Source organism: Gordonia gummivorans (genome assembly GCF_022513585.1).
In the GTDB taxonomy this organism is placed as follows: Bacteria; Actinomycetota; Actinomycetes; order Mycobacteriales; family Mycobacteriaceae; genus Gordonia.
In genome coordinates this window covers 92,133-111,608 of record NZ_JAKWBF010000017.1, presented here as the reverse complement: position 1 = coordinate 111,608, position 19,476 = coordinate 92,133, and the positions used below count along the sequence as shown (strand labels likewise).

At 65.8% G+C, this 19,476-nt stretch carries 19 protein-coding genes; 8 read left to right on the top strand and 11 right to left on the bottom strand.

Features of this window, described 5'->3' with window-relative positions:
- A partial coding sequence (locus MKW15_RS14105; RefSeq protein ID WP_240859216.1) for a transposase occupies positions 1-412 on the top strand: 412 nt, incomplete at its 5' end.
- Here the strand turns inward: MKW15_RS14105 and nrdF are convergent.
- From nrdF to MKW15_RS14075, 6 genes are all read right to left on the bottom strand, one after another.
- Positions 409-1,410 (bottom strand): class 1b ribonucleoside-diphosphate reductase subunit beta, encoded by a 1,002-nt coding sequence (gene nrdF, locus MKW15_RS14100; protein WP_240859210.1) that lies wholly within the window; start codon positions 1,408-1,410, stop codon positions 409-411. The genes MKW15_RS14105 and nrdF overlap by 4 nt on opposite strands.
- 48 nt (positions 1,411-1,458) lie before the next feature.
- Positions 1,459-2,202: a maleylpyruvate isomerase family mycothiol-dependent enzyme gene (locus MKW15_RS14095; protein ID WP_240859206.1), complete on the bottom strand. Its 744-nt coding sequence runs from the start codon at positions 2,200-2,202 to the stop codon at positions 1,459-1,461.
- 13 nt (positions 2,203-2,215) lie between these two features.
- Positions 2,216-4,366, bottom strand: a complete 2,151-nt coding sequence (gene nrdE, locus MKW15_RS14090; RefSeq protein WP_276614993.1) for a class 1b ribonucleoside-diphosphate reductase subunit alpha — start codon at positions 4,364-4,366, stop codon at positions 2,216-2,218.
- Positions 4,367-4,467: 101 nt separating this feature from the next.
- Positions 4,468-4,941 carry a class Ib ribonucleoside-diphosphate reductase assembly flavoprotein NrdI gene (gene nrdI / locus MKW15_RS14085; protein WP_240859241.1) on the bottom strand — a complete coding sequence of 158 codons (474 nt, stop codon included), beginning with the start codon at positions 4,939-4,941 and terminating at the stop codon, positions 4,468-4,470.
- Positions 4,942-5,098: 157 nt separating this feature from the next.
- Positions 5,099-5,332: a redoxin NrdH gene (locus tag MKW15_RS14080; protein ID WP_240859200.1), complete on the bottom strand. Its 234-nt coding sequence runs from the start codon at positions 5,330-5,332 to the stop codon at positions 5,099-5,101.
- A 420-nt stretch (positions 5,333-5,752) separates the two neighbouring features.
- On the bottom strand, positions 5,753-6,322 hold the full coding sequence (locus MKW15_RS14075; protein ID WP_240859198.1) for an NAD(P)H-dependent oxidoreductase: 570 nt from the start codon (positions 6,320-6,322) through the stop codon (positions 5,753-5,755).
- A gap of 106 nt (positions 6,323-6,428) precedes the next feature.
- Here MKW15_RS14075 and MKW15_RS14070 point away from each other — a divergent pair, with 106 nt between their 5' ends.
- Positions 6,429-7,034, top strand: coding sequence for a TetR/AcrR family transcriptional regulator (locus MKW15_RS14070; RefSeq protein WP_276614992.1), 606 nt, complete (start codon positions 6,429-6,431; stop codon positions 7,032-7,034).
- Positions 7,035-7,121: 87 nt separating this feature from the next.
- Positions 7,122-8,282: an FAD-dependent urate hydroxylase HpxO gene (hpxO, locus tag MKW15_RS14065; protein ID WP_240859194.1), complete on the top strand. Its 1,161-nt coding sequence runs from the start codon at positions 7,122-7,124 to the stop codon at positions 8,280-8,282.
- A gap of 45 nt (positions 8,283-8,327) precedes the next feature.
- On the opposite strand, the gene eccB is transcribed toward hpxO, so the two are convergent.
- Positions 8,328-9,818 carry a type VII secretion protein EccB gene (gene eccB / locus MKW15_RS14060; protein WP_240859233.1) on the bottom strand — a complete coding sequence of 497 codons (1,491 nt, stop codon included), beginning with the start codon at positions 9,816-9,818 and terminating at the stop codon, positions 8,328-8,330.
- Between the two features lie 171 nt (positions 9,819-9,989).
- Here eccB and eccE point away from each other — a divergent pair, with 171 nt between their 5' ends.
- Positions 9,990-11,747, top strand: a complete 1,758-nt coding sequence (gene eccE / locus MKW15_RS14055) for a type VII secretion protein EccE (RefSeq protein WP_240859187.1) — start codon at positions 9,990-9,992, stop codon at positions 11,745-11,747.
- 16 nt (positions 11,748-11,763) lie between these two features.
- On the opposite strand, the gene manA is transcribed toward eccE, so the two are convergent.
- The 3 genes from manA to MKW15_RS14040 form a co-directional block, all read right to left on the bottom strand.
- Positions 11,764-13,044, bottom strand: coding sequence for a mannose-6-phosphate isomerase, class I (gene manA / locus MKW15_RS14050; protein WP_240859182.1), 1,281 nt, complete (start codon positions 13,042-13,044; stop codon positions 11,764-11,766).
- The gene (locus MKW15_RS14045) at positions 13,041-14,198 is read right to left on the bottom strand and encodes a hypothetical protein (protein ID WP_240859180.1); all 1,158 of its coding nucleotides are present in this window, start codon (positions 14,196-14,198) and stop codon (positions 13,041-13,043) included. The genes manA and MKW15_RS14045 overlap by 4 nt, the downstream gene beginning before the upstream one ends.
- A 93-nt stretch (positions 14,199-14,291) precedes the next feature.
- Positions 14,292-14,804 (bottom strand): DUF3499 domain-containing protein, encoded by a 513-nt coding sequence (locus tag MKW15_RS14040; protein WP_240859178.1) that lies wholly within the window; start codon positions 14,802-14,804, stop codon positions 14,292-14,294.
- A 71-nt stretch (positions 14,805-14,875) separates the two neighbouring features.
- Here MKW15_RS14040 and MKW15_RS14035 point away from each other — a divergent pair, with 71 nt between their 5' ends.
- The gene (locus tag MKW15_RS14035; protein WP_240859176.1) at positions 14,876-15,385 is read left to right on the top strand and encodes a metallopeptidase family protein; all 510 of its coding nucleotides are present in this window, start codon (positions 14,876-14,878) and stop codon (positions 15,383-15,385) included.
- Positions 15,386-15,596: 211 nt separating this feature from the next.
- Here MKW15_RS14035 and MKW15_RS14030 read toward each other — a convergent pair whose 3' ends face one another.
- Complete coding sequence (locus MKW15_RS14030; protein ID WP_240859231.1) at positions 15,597-15,854, bottom strand: WhiB family transcriptional regulator; 258 nt, start codon at positions 15,852-15,854, stop codon at positions 15,597-15,599.
- Positions 15,855-16,452: 598 nt separating this feature from the next.
- On the opposite strand from MKW15_RS14030, the gene cofD reads away from it, so the two are divergent.
- The 3 genes from cofD to MKW15_RS14015 are packed head-to-tail and all read left to right on the top strand — an operon-like array spanning position 16,453 to position 19,420.
- Complete coding sequence (cofD, locus tag MKW15_RS14025; RefSeq protein ID WP_240859175.1) at positions 16,453-17,484, top strand: 2-phospho-L-lactate transferase; 1,032 nt, start codon at positions 16,453-16,455, stop codon at positions 17,482-17,484.
- Positions 17,481-18,851, top strand: a complete 1,371-nt coding sequence (locus MKW15_RS14020; protein ID WP_240859173.1) for a coenzyme F420-0:L-glutamate ligase — start codon at positions 17,481-17,483, stop codon at positions 18,849-18,851. The genes cofD and MKW15_RS14020 overlap by 4 nt, the downstream gene beginning before the upstream one ends.
- Positions 18,848-19,420, top strand: coding sequence for an NUDIX hydrolase (locus MKW15_RS14015; RefSeq protein WP_240859171.1), 573 nt, complete (start codon positions 18,848-18,850; stop codon positions 19,418-19,420). The genes MKW15_RS14020 and MKW15_RS14015 overlap by 4 nt, the downstream gene beginning before the upstream one ends.
- Positions 19,421-19,476 lie beyond the last annotated feature (56 nt).

The following is a 19,476-nucleotide window of genomic DNA, read 5'->3' as shown; positions in this document are numbered from 1 at the left end:
CGGCGGTCAACGCAACGACGGCGCGATGCTCGCCGAGGTCCTCTCCGATATCTACGTTCCACGTATCGGCGCCGGTCGCGCGCGGACTCGTCCGGACTCGGTCCTCGCCGACAAGGCCTACGCCACCGGAGTCAACCGGACCCTCTTGCGGGACAAGGGGATCGCAACGGTGATCCCGGAGAAGTCCACTCAGATCAACTCTCGCAAGAAGCGCGGTAGCAAGGGTGGTCGACCACCGGCATTCGACGCCGAACTCTACAAGAACCGCAACGTCGTCGAACGATCTTTTGCCTGGTCAAAGCAATGGCGTGGACTGGCCACCCGCTACGACAAACTCGCGATCACCTACCGAGCCGGCGTCACCCTCAATGCCATCCTGAACTGGCTACTCCATATAGGAGACACGCCCTAGAAGTCCCAGTCCTCGTCCTCGGTGTTGACGGCCTTGCCGATCACGTAACTCGAGCCCGAGCCGGAGAAGAAGTCGTGATTCTCGTCGGCGTTCGGCGACAGCGCCGACAGGATCGCCGGGTTCACGTCGGTCTCGTCCTTCGGGAACATCGCCTCGTAGCCAAGGTTCATCAGAGCCTTGTTCGCGTTGTAGCGCAGGAACTTCTTGACGTCCTCGGACAGACCGACCTCGTCGTAGAGCGCCTCGGTGTAGTCGGATTCGTTGTCGTAGAGCTCGAAGAGCAACTCGAAGGTGTAGTCCTTGAGCTCCTGCCGACGGTCCGGGCTCTGCACCTCCAGCGCCCGCTGGTACTTGTAGCCGATGTAGTAGCCGTGCACAGCCTCGTCGCGGATGATCAGGCGGATCAGGTCGGCGGTGTTGGTGAGCTTCGCGCGCGACGACCAGTACATCGGCAGATAGAAGCCGGAGTAGAAGAGGAACGACTCGAGCAGCGTCGAGGCGACCTTGCGCTTGAGCGGATCGTCGCCGCGGTAGTAGTCCATGACGATCTGCGCCTTGCGCTGCAGCTGATCGTTCTCCTCCGACCAGCGGAACGCCTCGTCGATCTCCTTGGTGGAGCACAGCGTCGAGAAGATCGAGCTGTAGGACTTGGCGTGCACCGACTCCATGAACGCGATGTTGGTGAGCACCGCCTCCTCGTGCGGGGTGGTCGCATCCGGGATCAGCGATACCGCGCCGACAGTCCCCTGGATCGTGTCGAGCAGCGTCAGGCCGGTGAACACCCGCATGGTCAGCTGCTTCTCGTACTCGGTCAGCGTGTGCCACGACGGGATGTCGTTGGACACCGGCACCTTCTCCGGCAGCCAGAAGTTGCCGGTGAGGCGATCCCACACCTCGGCATCCTTCTCGTCGGGCACACGGTTCCAGTTGATCGCCGAAACCCGGCTCACCAGTTTGATCGGTGCGCCATCGGCGGGGCTATGGGTACCTGCGGTCATGGTGGTCGCCTCCTGCGGCATGGTGTCGGTCTTGGAAGTTGGTGGGTGTCAGGTGACGTGGACGAGTCCGAGCGTCGGCTCGACGACGGACTCGTCGCCGACGATGTCGAGATCCTTGTACGAGCGCCGATGCCACAGGGCGAGAAGCAGATCCGACGTCGGCCCGCGGAGCGCGGCGTCGGCCTTCGCGTGTTCGCGGCGGTGCACGATTCCCTCGGGCGTCAGTTCGAGGTACCACTCCGCGTCCGGGTCGTCGGTGCTGTGCAGGTGTAGCGACCGCCCGACGAGTTCGTCCGGCACGCCCGTGCTCTTTCCGATGAAGCGCGGCGCGAACACCTCCAGCCACTCGTCGACACCGTCGGCCGCAAGGTTGGCCTTTATGGGACTTTGCTTGCCCGGCCGCAGTGCCGACTCCAGGTCGTAGCGGTGCACTTCCAGTTCGTGTGCCTGACGGCGATACCAGAAGCGCACGGTGCGCTCACCGACGAACGTCGAGACTGGCTCATCGGGTTCACGAGAGGTCAACGCCGCAACCAACTGATCGCGCGTGTCCGCATACCACCCGACGACCTCTGCACCGTCAGGAAAGGCGATGCCGTCGTAGCCGCGGTACTGCCGGGTGCCGTTGAGTCGATCGGCTACCCAGAGGTGGACGGCACCAACGTGACCCAGCAGGTCGTGGACCGTCCAGCCCGGGCAGGCCGGCACGGCAAGATCCATGTCGTCCGCGGGCGTACTCGCGAGGATCTCGCTCTCCTCGTTGATGGCGGCGAGCCACAATTCGGGAGTCATATCCGAACACTCCTCACAGCATGCAGCTGACGCAACCCTCGACCTCGGTCCCCTCGAGCGCCAGCTGACGCAGCCGGATGTAGTAGAGCGTCTTGATGCCCTTGCGCCACGCGTAGATCTGCGCCTTGTTCACATCGCGGGTGGTGGCGGTGTCCTTGAAGAACAGGGTCAGGCTCAGACCCTGGTCGACGTGCTGGGTGGCCGCCGCGTAGGTGTCGATGACCTTCTCGTACCCGATCTCGTAGGCGTCCTGGTAGTACTCCAGGTTGTCGTTGGTCATGAACGGCGCCGGGTAGTAGACGCGCCCGATCTTGCCTTCCTTGCGGATCTCCACCTTCGCCGCCACCGGGTGGATGGAACTCGTCGAATGGTTGATGTAAGAGATCGAGCCGGTGGGCGGCACTGCCTGCAGGTTCTGGTTGTAGATGCCGTCGCGTTGCACGTCGGCCTTCAGCTCGCGCCAGTCGTCCTGGTTCGGGATGTGAATTCCAGCCTGCCCGAACAGATCCCGCACCTTGTCGGTCGCCGGCTCCCACACCTTCTCGGTGTAGCGGTCGAAGAACTCGCCCGACGCGTACTTCGAGTTCTCGAAGCCGACAAACGCACGACCACGCTCGCGCGCGATCCGGTTCGACGCGCGCAGCGCGTGATACAGCACCGTGTAGAAGTAGATGTTGGTGAAGTCCACACCCTCCTCGCTGCCGTAGAAGATGCGCTCGCGTGCGAGGTACCCGTGCAGGTTCATCTGCCCGAGGCCGATCGCGTGAGAGTCGTTGTTGCCCTTCTCGATCGACGGCACAGACGTGATCGCGGTCTGATCGCTCACCGCGGTCAGGCCCCGGATCGCGGTGTCGATGGTGTGGCCGATGTCGGGTGAATCCATCGTCTTGGCGATGTTGAGGGACCCGAGGTTGCACGAGATGTCCTTGCCCACATGGGAATAGGACAGGTCGTCGTTGAAGGTCGACGGCGTCGAGACCTGCAGGATCTCCGAGCACAGGTTGGAGTGGGTGATCTTGCCGGCCACCGGGTTGGCTCGATTCACCGTGTCCTCGTACATGATGTACGGGTATCCCGACTCGAACTGCAGCTCGGCGAGCGTCTGGAAGAACTCGCGGGCCTTGATCTTGGTCTTGCGAATCCGCTTGTCCTCCACCATCTCGTGATACTTGTCGGTCACGTTGATGTCGGCAAACGGCACCCCGTAGACGCGCTCGACGTCGTACGGGCTGAACAGGTACATGTCGTCGTTGGCCTTGGCCAGCGCGAACGTGATGTCGGGGATCACGACGCCCAGGCTCAGCGTCTTGATGCGGATCTTCTCGTCGGCGTTCTCCCGCTTGGTGTCGAGGAAGCGGTAGATGTCGGGGTGATGCGCATGCAGGTACACCGCGCCCGCACCCTGCCGGGCACCGAGCTGGTTGGCGTAGGAGAAGGAATCCTCGAGCAGCTTCATGATCGGGATGACGCCGGAGCTCTGGTTCTCGATCTTCTTGATCGGTGCGCCGTGCTCGCGAACATTGCTCAGCAACAGCGCGACACCGCCGCCGCGCTTGGACAGCTGGAGAGCCGAATTGATCGATCTCCCAATGGATTCCATATTGTCTTCGATGCGCAGGAGAAAACAGCTAACTGGCTCACCGCGCTGCTTCTTACCCGAATTCAGAAACGTCGGAGTCGCCGGCTGGAAGCGCCCCTCGATGATCTCGTCGACCAGGTTGCGCGCGAGCGCGGTGTCGCCGTCGGCCAGCGTCAGCGCGACCATGCACACCCGATCCTCGAACCGCTCGAGGTAGCGCTTGCCGTCGAAGGTCTTGAGCGTGTAGCTCGTGTAGTACTTGAAAGCACCGAGGAAGGTCGGGAACCGGAACTTCTTGGCGTAGGCATGGCCGAACAGCAGCTTCACGAACTCGCGGTCGTAGCGTGCGAGCACCTCGGGCTCGTAGTAGTTCTCCTCGACGAGGTAGTCGAGCTTCTCGTCGAGATCGTGGAAGAACACCGTGTTCTGGTTGACGTGCTGCAGGAAGTATTGGTGTGCGGCTTCCTTGTCCTTCTCGAACTGGATCTTGCCGTCGGCATCGTACAGATTCAGCATCGCGTTGAGCGCGTGGTAGTCGAGCTCACCGGGTTCGTGTCCGGCGGGACCGGCGTGCACTCCCGACATGCTGGCTGACGTGGTGTCCGATACGGCGGCGGTTGGCGACACGAAGAGACTCCTGGGCTTGGTCGTTATGTGTGAAGAAGAATAGGTATGGGGTCTGACACTCAGGCCGGCATGCCGGTCAGCTGCGCGCTCGTCGGATCGGCGAAGGCCGCGGAAGCGGCGAACTCAGCCAGTCCGGCCCGGACACGATCGACGTCGTCGGCCGTGCCCATCAATTCGAATCGGTACAGGTAGGGCACCATGCATTTACGCGAGATGATGTCGCCGGCATGACAGAACTCGGCACCGAAGTTGGTGTTACCCGCGGCGATCACGCCACGGATCAACGACCTGTTGTGTGGGTCGTTCAGAAAGCGGATGACCTGCTTGGGCACAAAACCACTCGGCTTGCCCGTGGCCTTGTGTCCGCCGTAGGTCGGGCAGATCAGAACGAAGGGTTCGTCGACGGTGAACCCACCGGCCCGATCGGTCAACGGGATGCGCTCGGCGCGCAGGCCGAGTTTGACGACAAAGCGGTGGGTGTTTTCCGAGACCGAGGAGAAGTAGACGACCAACGGCGCCTGCGCTGCCGACATCATCACCCTCCCATCCCCATCTCTGGCCAACTATCCGTTTCGAGCTGGGCCGCCGCGGCCCAAACCGTGACGACAAGAGGTTCAACGCGCTTGGATGACTCCGACTTCCCCAATCGGACCGTCCCGTCGTCGCGAACCTCGGTTCGAGCAAACGACCTCAGGCGGCGTTGGTGGCGAGTGCCTTGATGCGGTCCGGGCGGAATCCCGACCAGTGCTCGTCACCGACGACGACGACCGGCGCCTGCAGGTAGCCCAGCGCCATCACATAGTCACGCGCCTCGGGATCCTGGCTGATGTCGACCACCTCGTAGGACAGCCCCTGCTTGTCGAGGGCCTTGTAGGTCGCGTTGCACTGGACACAGGCGGGCTTGGTGTAGACGGTGATGGCCATTCGGAGCTTCTCCCTCATATCGGTATTCGCTGTCGGTGGAATCTCGTGGTCGGAAAACTGCCAGTGACGTGCACTTTCCCAGCGTGAAGATAGTGATCTGGATCACCATCTTTGAGGTGGTCTCCGAGCCATTTTCGAGCGTCTCGTCGTCTGCCTCTCTGGTGTTCCAAACACTACACCTAGTGGCTGACATTTCCGCCAACCACAATAACTTGTGAATAACATTCATGAAAGTCGCAGGTCGCAGGGCATGCACGATCGTGAAGTCCGGCGTGTCCGGCGTGTCGTCCACAACGCTGTCCCATGCCAGTCCACAACATGGCACCGACAGTCCACAGATCCGACCCGATCCATCCACAGCCCGCAACGGAAACCGCCCCCGAGCGCACTCGCGTTCGGGGGCGGTGAGACCAAATCAAGTCACGCTCTGACAGCGACCTCGTCCACGAGGCGGTTGACGGCGACGACAACCTGCTCGACGAGCGCCGGATCCTCGACACCCGCGTCGGGCAGCGCCGACGTCTGGACTCCGAGCTCCACATCCTCGATCACCCGGCCGCCGGCGATGCCGACGGACTTGCGGGTGTCCTCGCGCGACCAGGTCCCGGCGTACCGACCCAGCGCTGCGCCGATCACGCCGACCGGCTTCCCCTGGAGTGCGCCACTGCCGTAGGGCCTCGACAACCAGTCGATGGCGTTCTTCAGCGCGGCGGGGATCGTCCCGTTGTACTCCGGTGTGACGATCAACACGCCGTCGGCCCCACCGACCACGCCGCGCAGACGGGCGACACCCGCATCAAGCTCGGTATCGTCGGCCGACGCGGGGTCGACGTCTTCGCTGTAGAACGGCAGCGTTCCCAGATCGTCGACCACCGTGACATGGACCCCACCCGGAGCGTTCTCCGCGGCCAGCTGCGCCAGCCGCCGATTGATCGACGCTTCGCGGAGACTTCCCACCAGCGCCACCAATTCGACCACTCGATCCGACATCACAATCCTCTCGTTCGACACGCGTACATCAACCGGACCAGGGTCCGATTAATTTCCTCTCAGCGTCAAGAGTTAGGCTCGACACGTGTCGAACAGCCCTGAGGGCATGCCCATCCCCATTCGTCTCACCGGCCGTGAGACCGAGCGTGCCGATGCCGCCCGGAACCGCCGGCTATTGCTTGCTGCCGCGAAGAACCTCATCGACAACCACGGCGCTGCCGCGGTGACGATGGACGCGGTCGCGCGCGAGGCGGGCGTGGGCAAGGGCACCGTGTTCCGCAGATTCGGCAGCCGGACAGGGCTGATGCTCGCGCTCCTCGACCATTCCGAATCGGAGATCCAGCAGGCATTTCTGTCCGGACCCGAACCCCTCGGCCCCGGCGCGCCCCCACTCGAGCGCCTTCTCGCCTACGGTCGCGCCCGACTCAAGATGACCGCCGACCACCTCGACATCCTCCTCGAAGCAGGTGCGGCAAGCGATGACTTCATGAGCCACCCGGTGTGGCGCGCGTCGACCCAGCACGTACAGATCCTGCTCCGGCAGCTGGGCTTCACCGATCAGGTCGACGTCTTGTCGGTGGCAGTACAGGCGCCCCTCGCGGCGAGTGCCGTCAAACATCTCATGCACGACCTCGGAATCGACGTGAACACCATTGCCGCACAATGGCAACGCATGGTCGTGACGCTCGTCTCCGGCGTCGGGCCCGCTTGAGCCACCATCGCTCGACGCGCGCCGACGCCCGATCGGTCCTAGCCTGAACAACAGGTCGGCGAAAGTACGTGCAGAGAGGATCGACCCGTGAAGGCTGTGATCATCGGTGCCGGTATGGGCGGTCTGAGTGCCGCCATCGGACTCAAACAACTCGGGATCGATGTCGTCGTCTACGAACAGGTCACCGAGAACAAGCCGGTCGGCGCCGCGATCTCGGTGTGGTCCAACGGCGTCAAATGCCTCAATCACCTCGGCCTCGAAGCCGAGACCGCGGCACTTGGGGGCATCGTCGACACCATGAGCTACGTCGACGCCTTCACCGGTGACACGATGTGCCGCTTCAGCATGCAGCCCCTCATCGACGAGGTCGGGCAGCGCCCGTACCCCGTGGCACGCGCCGAACTGCAGCTGATGCTGATGGAGGCCTACGGTCTCGATGACATCCGATTCGGTAAGAAGATGGTGTCGGTCAGTGACGGACAGGACGCCGCGACCGTCGAATTCGCCGATGGCACCACCGATTCCGGCGACATCGTCATCGGCGCCGACGGCGCCAAGTCGCTGACCCGCGAGTATGTGCTCGGCGGTCCCGTCGATCGCCGGTATGCCGGCTACGTCAACTTCAACGGTCTGGTCACCGTCGACGACGAGATCGGCCCGGCCACCGAGTGGACCACCTATGTCGGCGACCACAAACGCGTGTCCGTCATGCCGATCGCCGACAACCGTTTCTACTTCTTCTTCGACGTACCGATGCCCGAAGGCACCCCGTTCGAAAGGGGCACCGCTCGGGAGGTTCTCGCCGAGGAGTTCGGCGACTGGGCCCCGGGCGTACAGAAGCTGATCGCCACCCTCGACCCGGCCACCACCAATCGCGTCGAGATCTTGGATCTCGACCCGTTCCACACCTGGGTCAAGGGACGGGTGGCGGTCCTCGGCGACGCCGCGCACAACACCACACCGGACATCGGCCAAGGTGGCTGCTCGGCAATGGAAGATGCCGTGGCCCTGCAGTTCTCGTTCCGCGACAATCCCGACGACGTCTATGCGGCACTCGCCGCGTACGAAGCCGGACGGACCGAGCGTGCAGGGGAACTCGTGCTGCGCGCCCGCAAGCGATGCGACGTCACGCACGGCAAGGACCCGGAAAAGACTGCGGCCTGGTACGACGAACTCCGCACCGAAGACGGCACCAACATCATCCGCGGCATCGTCGGCAACATCGTGGGCGGACCGCTCACCTCCTGATCGTGACCTCCCTGAGGCCAGGGCGGCGCATGAGTCGCGGCCCCGTCAATTCTCGGGCGGGTTCACCACGGCGGCGTCGGGGTCGGGAGCGATGCCGTCGTGCGAGACCAAGGCAGCCTGACGCGACAGCGTCGGCCCTGGCGTCAGTAACGACACCACTGCCCACGGCGCCGGACGCGGCTTGTCGCCAAGCCCCAGAACCGCGCCGGTCGCCGCGTCTGCCACGCCGAAGCGCACCCCGGCGTCGCTGACGTAGAAGGCCGATTCGGCTCGTACGCTGTCGATTTCGTTGCCGGTGACACGAATGTAGGCGCCACTACCGGGACGCAGATACACCTGATCGACGCCCGGGCCCGGCCCGTCGGCGGTGGTCAGCCGCACCGGCGTCGCGTTCGATGCGAGCGGCAATCCGTGGCCGGCGAGCAGCGCCGTTGTCGCGTGTGGCTCATCGGTGTCTCGTGACCACGACCGGCACAGCGTCGGATTGGTGGCGACACCAAGAAGATTCGGCGCTCGACGCGGAAAGTCTTGTACCGCGAGTGTATTCGAGGTCGGCATGCTGGCGAGTCGGCCCGGTGCCACCGCGATCACCGGCGTCGTCCCATCTCGGTCGGCAAGCCGAACGATCTCGGCCGTCGCCTCGCTGATCTTCTGTATGCCATCGGAGAGAACGACGTGATAGGTCGTATCATCATCGAGCCCAACCGATTTGACGACCGAACCCACCATCGCACCGGGAATGTCCACGGCGCCGGGGCGGCCCGAATTCGGGATGACCGGCACGGTGATCGGTTCCGCCAGCGGGAAGGTGTTCAGGAGCCCGGCACTCATCTGACGTGGGGTCGCACCCTCGAGTCCGAGCGCACGCATGACGGGAACACTCGCGGTGTCGACGGATGCACGCACCGGCATCCATTGGCCGTCCCGCTCGATCTGGTACACCAGGTACGTCGCACCGCCAGACGACACCAGGACAGCGTCGTCGGCGGTGACCTGCCGGCTCGCGTCGCCCAGCTCGGGCCGCGTGCCGATGACGGTGAGATCGACGGATTCGCCGACCGAGTATCGCGAGGACGTCGAGGAGTCACACACCGTCCACGTCGAGTCGGCCCCGGCGGGACCGGGAAGTGCGTCCGGTGCCCCTGGAATGCCCAGCAGTGGGCCACGCGGATAGTCGGCGAGTTTCTTGTCGCTCACCGACGTCGGCGATGCGTTTGTGCCGGCGATGAGGCGCGCCGAGGCCAGATTGAGCACGGGATGCAGAGTGTCATCGACGATGACGTACATGGCGCCGGCGCTCTTGCTCATCACGATCTTGGCATCACCGACCGAACCCTGCGGACGAATCAATCCCCAGATTCCGCAGCCTCCGAGCAACAGCAGGCCCAGGACCGTCCCGACCACCAATGCCTGCAACTGGGAGCGCATCGGATCGTGCAGCATCCGGACGTCGCGTCGGACGAGCGCGTGCTCGAGCCGCCTCAGCAGAAAGCGGTACCCGTTGACTTGGGCCTTTGTCGTCAGCTGACGCGCCATCGATCCCCCGATTCCCACGAACTCGATCCCCGCTGTGATCACAGAAGATCCGGACCGCTCCAGCGGTAGTAGCGTAACCGAAAGATTCACGCGCACTCGGCGAGTCTCCACCGGCCGGCAATCGCGTCACCGGATCGGGCGGCATCTATCGCGACATCAAAGGGGGCTGTGATGCTCACACGGCAGACCGACATCGGGACGCGACGCTCCCCGACCGTGGACACGGTCCGGCGCCGTGAGTCCGGCACGGGTCCGCGTATGGGTCTGGCGTCCGTCGTGCTGATCGAAGCCGTTCTCGCCGGCGGCCTCATCGTGTGGGCGGTCATCGGCAATCCCTGGGGAATCGCGGCGATGGCGCTCGCTCTCGTCGCATCGCTGGGCGTGGTTCCCGTGGGAACCGACGGCTCGATCGCGCAGCGGCTGCACCGCAGGCTGTCATTTCGCTGGTCTCGGTGGCGTCGGACAATTGCCGACCTGGCCCCGGCACCGTTCGACATCCCGGCCTCCTCCGGCCGGGCGAAGCCGACGGCACCGACAGCCGACGTCATCGGTGCCCGCTGGGTCGCAAGGACATTGGTGACGATGATCAGGGTCGAGCCGGGGGGCCACGAGCCCACCTTCCTCACCCCGAACGGGGCCGACCCGCGCACCGAGACCGGTCAACTGATCCCCTTCGACGTCCTGGCGGCATGCGTACAGACCTACGACATCCGACTGCGGTCGATCGATGTGATCAGCCACAGCATGCGTGCCCATGGCACCGGCCCGGTCACCGCCACCTACCTACGCACCCTGGGCCCCCTGCCGGCGATCGCACGACGATCGACCTTCGTCGTCCTGCGGCTCGATCCGCTGGACTGTCCCGATGCCGTTGCCCGTCGAGGCGGGGGCGCGATCGGCGCACTTCGCACTGCGACGACCGCCACCCGACGCGTCGCCGCTCGTCTCACCGAACACGGCCTGCACGCAACGGTGCTCTCGGCCGCCGAGATCACCGCGGCCGGCAGCCAACTACTGGATGGCGCGCCGCTGGAATCGGCCGCCGAGGACTGGCGTTCGGTGTCCCTCGGCGCGCTGCGAATGCGGACCGGCGCCATCGACCCCGCCATGCTCGCCGGACTGCGTGACTTCTGGGTCGCATCCGCGGTATCGACGACGGTGACGGTACGGATGCGCCGCAGCGGCGACGAGGTCGAGGTCGCGGGCTTCGCGCGGGTCGGCGAGACCGGCGCCAACAGCGCACAGTGGCCTCATACACCGTGGCCCCACGCACTGCGCCCGCTCGACGGCAGGCAATTCGATGCGCTGGCACTCAGCCTCCCCATCGCCAAACCCGCTCATCTGGACCGAAACATCGCGACCCTGCACGGTGACGCAGCCCTCGCCGCGCTGCGGTCACTGAAGCTGTCCGTGACCGGCTGCGGACAGCTCATCGGCGCCGACCGATCTGGGCGAGCCGTCGCGATGCGCGTTGCCGGACCGGATATTCCGTCGGTGATCATCGCCGCCGATCTCACGTTCCTCGTCCAGGTTCTGCTGCGAGCGGTCGCAATCGGGGTCTCGGTGGTCGTCTACACCGATCGTGCGCACCGATGGGCACCCGCGATGGCGGCAGTCGGAGATCGGAGTGCCTTCGGCCTGGCGTCCGACCAGTCTCGGCCACGGGGGCCGGCGATCATGGTCGTCGTCGACGGGGTGCCACGGCCACAGACGCCTCCAGGTGTCACCGTCGTCACCGCGCTACCGCCCGGTGTCGGTGTTCCTCCCGTCGGCGACGCAACACTCACCCTGCAGCAGAATCCCCGTGCACCCCATTGCATAACGTTGACGACACCCACGTCTGAGTTGGACATCACGATGGTCGCGACACCGGACGAGTGGAGGTTGATCGGCGCCCACCCCGGGCCGATCGCACCGGTGGCGCACTGACCGGGCCACCGGACCTTTAAGTCGTCACCACCGCTTGGGCGTTGACCGCGACGGGTACCAACGCGCGGAAGAAGACTGCCCGCGACGAGGCCGCCCGGACCACGACGTCCGGGTCGGCGTCGGAAATCCATGCCGCCTGCCCCGCGGGAATGGTCAGGGCCGGGCCCTCGGGTGGCCGCACCTCGACCGTCCCGCTCAGGACCGCCAGGATCTGCGGTCCCGGCATGTCGAAGGAGATCGACGACGCACGATGCAGACCGGTTCCGTCCAACTCCACACGAGACAACCGAAACTCGTCGGCCGGTGTGAGATAGACGCGTTCGGCGCCGACGGTTCGGATACTCGGCGACAGGTCACCGATGTCCACCGGCGTGAAGTCGAGCACCCGCAGCAATTCCGGTACGTCGATGTGTTTGGGCGTCAGGCCTCCGCGCAGCACGTTGTCGGAGTTCGCCATGATCTCCACACCGGTGCCGCTCAGATAGGCGTGCAGGTTGCCGGCGGGCAGGTACACGCCCTCACCCGGCTCCAGGTGAACCCGATTGAGCAACAACGACGCCAGCACGCCAGGATCGAGCGGATAGGACTCACCGAGTTCCAGCACCGTGCGCAACTCGGCGGAGAAATCCGTCGACTTGTTACCCAGCTGGGCGATCGCACCGGCCAGCACCGCCGGGATGAGGAGCTTGATCGCGGATTCCGGCAGGGTCAGCCACGTGGTGAAGAGCGCGCGCAGACCTTCCGAATCCGGTTGACCGACAAGCATACCCAGGTAGGGATCGAGTTCGCTGACCTGTAGCTCACGCAGCAACCGAATGGTGTGGTGCGGATCCCGAAAGCCGGCGAGCGCGTCAAAGGGTGTGACCGCGACGATCAGTTCCGGCTTGTGCCAGGGGTCACGATAATTGCGATCGCGCGCGTCGAGGCCCAGTCCACGTGCGTTCTCGTGCTCGAATCCTTCCCGAGCCTGCTCTGCGGATGGGTGCGCCTGCAGTGACAACGGCTCGTCGGCCGCGAGTACCTTCAGAAGGAATGGCAGCCGGTCTCCGAACGCGGCCACACTTGACTCACCCAGCGCCGCAACGGGATTGGCGCTGATTGCCGTCAGTAGGTCGGTCGGCGGATCGGACTCGACCGAATCGTCGGGCCCCAGACACCGCGCGGAACCCGCGGGGTGCGAACCGAACCAGAGTTCGGCCTCGGGATGAGCCGAGGGCACCGAGCGGCCCTGCATCGCCGCAATCGCCGTCCGAGACCCCCAGGCATACGGACGTACGACACCTTCGAGCCGCTTCATCTCACCGCGTTCCCCACCAGGCGGAGGTACACCGCCGCCATCTCGACCCGCAACACCAACACCAAGTACGACAACAGGTCACCCGGACTGTCGGAGGCAACATCCTCGGCCATCGGCACCGGATACGGCTGCCGGGGCGGCGCGTCGGCCCCCGGATTCACCGCCTGGCCAAGCGTTTCGGTGTCGTCGCCGACCACCAGGACGACATCGCCGATACCGCCGATGCGCTGGCGTGTGTACCACTCGCGGGCTGCCGTCGTGGCAACAAGGATGCGTGGTGACACCTCCATCGGACCGTCGATCTCGGGATCGTAGAAAATGGAATCCGCTGATGCGTCACCCGTGCGGCGGTCGGCGACCACTGCGGACAGCCGCGCCGCGTCGCCGAGATCGGTTGCGGCACTGACGATACCGGCGATCCCGGCGAAACTGGTGGCCGCATGGGCCGCGACCACCACCCCGGCCGGACTGTCACCGGTCCACACGGTCGGTCTCGCCGCAACGGTGATGGCCAGCGATTTCGCGCGATTGTGAAAACTCTCACGAGCCGGGTGGGCCGACGACGCCTCCGCATCGAGGGCGTCGGCCACCTCGTCGAGCACCGGCACCCCGCCGCCGAACCGGATCTGCGTCAAAGCCGTGAGCACGGCGAGCAACGCCGCCACAAAACCCACAAACCGCAGGCTCGGCTCGACGTCCACGCGTGGAGAGAGGTCGATGCCATTGCCGCCCAGGGCATCCCGCAGGGGCCCGGCGATCGGCGCGGCCACCACGACCTCGGCGCGGCGCCGGAGCGCACGCGCAGCGGCGTCGGCGAGAGTCATGTCTCCCGCGTCGTCGCCGGCAACCACCACCACGTCGAGTGGTCCGATCCACCCGGGCAACGCAGGCCCCGTCACCACCGGGACGTCGATTCTCGCTGCCACGGTGGCCACGACGAGACCAGCGGCACGGGCAGCTGCGCCACCACCGCCGTACACGATCACCACACTGCGCGGCCGTACGTCGGAGAGCGGCGCCAGCACACCCTCACGGGCCGCCTCGGCAATGGCACGCACCTGCGCGCCGGCGAGCGCGGCGCTCGGGAGCAGCCGGTCGATGTCCGCGGAGAGCAACTCCTCGGGATCGTCGAGATCGGGTGTACCGGTGCGCATGAGACCAGCGTAGCCAGGCATCCGGGTCGGCGCGCACAGACCGGGCACAGATCGTTTGCACGTCCGCCCACGGACTGATTCGGCCTCGACGGATCAGTCGACGGGATCGGGCAGGACCCGCAGGTGTCCGCGGCGCCCCGGGCGTGGCTTGTGCACCGAACTCGGCGGCATCAGGGCTGAACCGTCCACCGGACCGGACGCTCGATGCCGCCCGGGACGCACGTCTTCCATGCCGTCCACCGGCTGCGACGTGCGGCGTGGATAGCCGAACTGGTCGACATAGGTCTGCGATGAATGGTCGCGATCGAGGAAACCCCCGCTCCGACCACCACCGGCGACACCGACCTCGCGGACAGCCTCGGCAAGGGCCGTCAGTTCGTGATCCTCGGCCAGCGGCGCCGAGAAACCCCGCTCGCTACGCAGCATCTCCCAGCCGCGCGGCACGGTGATTCGCCGGGCATGCTCGTCACACAGATCCCACGAATGAGGTTCATCGGTGGTCGACAGTGGCCCGATGACGGCGGTCGACTCTGCGTACACGAAGGTCAACGTCGCCACCGCGGACCGGGCGCAGCCAGGCCTGCAGCACTGTCGGGGAAGCTTCACGTGACGAGATTATCCCGGCATACCGCGCACGGCCGCCACGACACGCGGCCGCACACCACTAGACTCACGCCATGCGATTCGAGCCGTCACCCGCACGCGACCGAGCTTCCCGCCGCTCACCCCGCCGGCGCCGGCGCAGCCACCGGGACCGGCGCGGGCGCGGCCTGCGAGCCCCCCTTCTGCCACAGTCCGTCCCGGCCTGGAACAGCAGATCCGACGAGTTCGACGCCGTGGCACTCGAGGCCTTCGCCGAGATCGACGCCCGCTGGCACGACCAGATCTCCGGGCTCGACGTCGCCGTCGACGACATCCCCCGACTCCTCCCCCGCGACCCCGAAACCGTGCAATGGCCCGACGAGGTCACCGCCGACGGGGCCGTGCCGCTGGCCCGACTCATCCCGGCCGGTATCGACGTACACGGCGCCCCCACCCGCGCGCAGATCATCTTGTTCCGTCGACCCCTCGAAAGCCGCGCCAAACGCGGCGCAGATCTCCTCGAACTCGTCCACGAAGTGTTGGTTCAGCAAGTCGCCACCCACCTCGGCGTCGACGAGGACACGGTTGATCGCGGGCCGGAGTGATCAATACGTTCCCGAGCGCGGCCAGCGTTTCGTTGGATTGCGGACCCTTCCGCTGGTCGAGCCGCTACCGAGCCGCCAGGCGAGGAAGCGTGTCGAGACCACGTGACGGATCACCAGTGATCTCGACACGGTGCCTCGCTCCGCTCGGTACCGGCTCGATCAGCGGTAGGGCTCGATCAGCGGTCGAGGGTCGCCGGAGATCTGGAGAGACTCAGATGATGCCGCGCTTCAGGCGGCGACGCTCGCGCTCGGACAATCCGCCCCAGATGCCGAAGCGTTCGTCGTTGTGCAGTGCGTACTCAAGGCACTCGGCCTTGACCTCGCAGCCCTGGCAGATGCGCTTGGCCTCGCGGGTGGAGCCACCCTTCTCCGGAAAGAACGCCTCCGGATCGGTCTGGGCACACAGCGCGCGGTCTTGCCATTGATCTTCGACAGCGTCGAAGAGATCGTCGAAATCGTTGGGCACCAGCGAGAGATGCCGACGCTGGGAAGCCTCACAAGGCTCGCCGACCGTCGGCGCGGTGCGCACAGCGGTGCCACCGATCATCGAATCATCAACCGGGCCAAGGCTGTTGAACAAGCCATCGTTACCGGCGTAGCCGTCCGTGGTTTCGGAAGACGACGAAGGATCTTGGGATTCAAAAGGATTGCCGATCGCGTTGTCGAAAGCCATCGTCGGCGCCTCCTAGCTCTGGGAAGTCGTAGTCTGTCTTGTTGCTCGTCGTTCCGGCGCCCTTGCCCCGCACAATCAGCGCCGCACTCACCACCCCTGCCACACCAATTCTCGATCTTCACCATGTGCCGAGGGCCTTCGCCGCCGAGACCTCGCCGGGCGCCAACCCATCATCCGGATTCGAACACCCGAGCGAAACCGTTGCCCTTCAGCGGTTCTCGATATCAAACCAGGAATGACACTGATGTGATTACACACGCCCGGGGCGGTCGCGGTCAAGCCGAACGAGAAAATTCCTTAATACCATCGCGATCCGTCATTGGAGGGATCGACACGACGGTCGGCGTTTCTGACCGCGTACCTCACCCATTTTGCCCCTCAGTAGAGTGGCCGTGTGAAGGTGACCGTTCTTGTCGGAGGCGTCGGTGGCGCACGATTCCTGATCGGCGTGCGCGAGATGCTGGGATCGACACCCTTTCCGCCGCCACCGGATGATTCGGGATCCGACGCCGTGGCCGAACACGAGATCACCGCGATCGTCAACGTCGGTGACGACGCCTGGATGCACGGCGTTCGGATCTGTCCCGACCTCGATACCTGCATGTACACCCTCGGCGGCGGTATCGATCCCGAACGCGGTTGGGGCCGCATCGACGAAAGCTGGCACGCCAAAGAGGAACTGGCCGCCTACGGCGCCGATCCGGACTGGTTCGGACTCGGTGACCGCGACCTGGCCACCCATCTCATCCGCACTCAGATGCTCGACGCCGGCTACCGCCTGTCGGACGTCACGGCGGCGCTGTGCCGCCGCTGGCAGCCCGGCGTCCGACTGCTTCCGGCCACCGACGACCGGCACGAGACACATGTGGTCGTCGCGAAACCCAGTGGCGCGGAAGGTGAGCGAGTCGCAATCCACTTCCAGGAGTGGTGGGTTCGGCATCGTGCCCAGATCGACACGTTCGGATTCGCCCAGGTGGGGTCGGACGACACCACCGCTGCTCCGGGGGTGACCGAGGCGATCGCCGAGGCCGATGTGGTGCTCCTCGCGCCGAGCAATCCGGTCGTCAGCATCGGCGCCATCGTGAGCGTTCCGGGACTGCGTGCAGCCCTGCGTAACACGTCTGCGCCGGTGGTCGGCATCTCCCCGGTCATCGACAATCGCCCGCTCCGCGGTATGGCCGACGAATGCCTGTCGGTGCTCGGCGTGGAGTCCTCCGCCCAGGGCATCGCCGAGCACTACGGCCCGCGCAAGGGCAACGGGATTCTCGACGGGTGGCTGATCGCCGATGGCGACCACGCCCAGGTCGACGGTATGACCGTCGGTTCGGCCCCGCTGTTGATGACCGACCCGCCGACGACCGCACAGATGGTGCGGGCCGCATGCGCACTGGTCGGTGTGCCCACCCCGGAGGCGAACCTCCGGTGAGTGACGTACCCCGTCAAGTCGACCTCCGACCCGACCATCGCGCACCGGGCAGCATCGAGATCCTGCCTGTCGCCGACCTGCCCGAGTTCTCCGGCGACTCCGACCTCGCAGCTGAAATCGTTCGCGCCGCACCGTGGCTCCGCTCAGGCGACGTGCTGGTGGTGACGAGCAAGATCATCTCCAAGGTCGAGGGCCGGATGGTGCCCGCCCCCACCGACCCCGACGAGCGGGACACGTTGCGCCGCAAGCTGGTCGACGACGAGTCGGTCCGCGTGTTGGCCCGCAAGAACCGGACGCTGATCACCGAGAACCGAATCGGGCTGGTCCAGGCTGCCGCGGGCGTCGACGGTTCCAACGTCCCCGCCGACCAACTCGCGCTGCTGCCGGTCGACCCCGACCTCAGTGCGGCGCAACTGCGCGAGGCACTGGCGCGATGCCACGGCGTGGACGTCGCCGTGCTCATCACCGACACCATGGGCCGGGCCTGGCGCAATGGACAGACCGACGTCGCCATCGGGGCGGCCGGGATGTCGGTCTCCCACCCGTACGCCGGCGGCGAAGACGCACACGGCAACGAACTGATCGTCACCGACATCGCGGTCGCCGACGAGGTCGCTGCCGCAGCAGATCTCGTGAAGGGGAAGCTGGCCGGCGTGCCGGTCGCGGTGGTACGGGGACTCGCTCCCGTCGACAACGGCACCACCGCAGCGGATCTGATCCGGCCGGCCGATGAGGATCTGTTCCGGCTCGGCACTGCCGAGGCGATCGAGCAGGGCCGTCGTGAAGCGGTGCGCGCACGACGTTCGGTGCGCAACTTCGCACCCGAGCCCGTACCCGCGGACGACCTCCGTGCCGCACTCGCCGAGGCACTGACGGCTCCGGCACCGCATCACACCCATCCGGTCCGCTTCGTGTGGCTGCGGTCGCGCACCCGAAGACAGCAACTCCTCGACGCCATGACGGCGGCATGGCGCGGCGACCTCGAATCCGATGGCAAGAGCGAGGATTCGATCACCCGCCGACTCCGGCGCGGCCAGATCCTCTACGACGCTCCGGAATTGGTGATTCCGTTCCTGGTTCCCGACGGAGCACACCAGTATCCCGACATCCGCCGCAACGCCGCCGAACACACCATGTTCACCGTCGCGGCCGGCGGCGCGGTCGCAACTCTGTTGATCGCCCTTGCCGTGCGCGATCTCGGAAGCTGCTGGGTCGGTTCCACGATCTTCGCTGCCCCGACGGTGCGAGCGGCACTCGAAATTTCCGACGATTGGGAACCATTGGGCGCCATCGCCATCGGCTACCCTGCCGCACCCGCGGGGCTACGCCCGTCGGCGCCGACCACCGACTGGGTGATCGAGTTGTGAGCAGAGAGTCACTGCACACCTCCGCCGTCGAGGCGCTGACCGCGTGGAACGCACCCGACGTCGAGCAGGACGCCCTGCGGCACGCGTATCTCGCCTTCCTCGCGTCCGCGCCGGATGCGTGCCTGCGCCGCTGCGTCGCCGGTCACCTCACGGCGTCGGCGGTGGTCTTCGACGCCACCCTCGACCACGTGCTGTTGACGCTACATCCCCGCGTCGGCAAGTGGATTCAATTGGGCGGGCACTGCGAGGAGACCGACGACCGCCTCGCCGACGCCGCGTTGCGCGAGGCGCGCGAAGAATCCGGGATCGCCGACCTGGCACTGTCGGGTGGCATCGTCACCCTGCACACCCATCCGATCACCTGCTCGCTCGGTGTTCCGACACGGCACCTCGACGTGCGCTACCGAGCAGTGGCTCCACCGACCCACGACGGCAGCCTGCCGGACATCGAGTGCAGCGACGAATCGGTGGATCTGCGCTGGTGGCCGGTGGCTGCGCTTCCGGAGACCGCACGCACCGGTGACATGTGGACGCTGATCACTCGGGGCCGCGCACGCCGAGTGGCATAGTCTCAACTGTCACCAGGCCCTTCGAGGCTCGCACCGCTCGCACCTCAGGGGGCGGA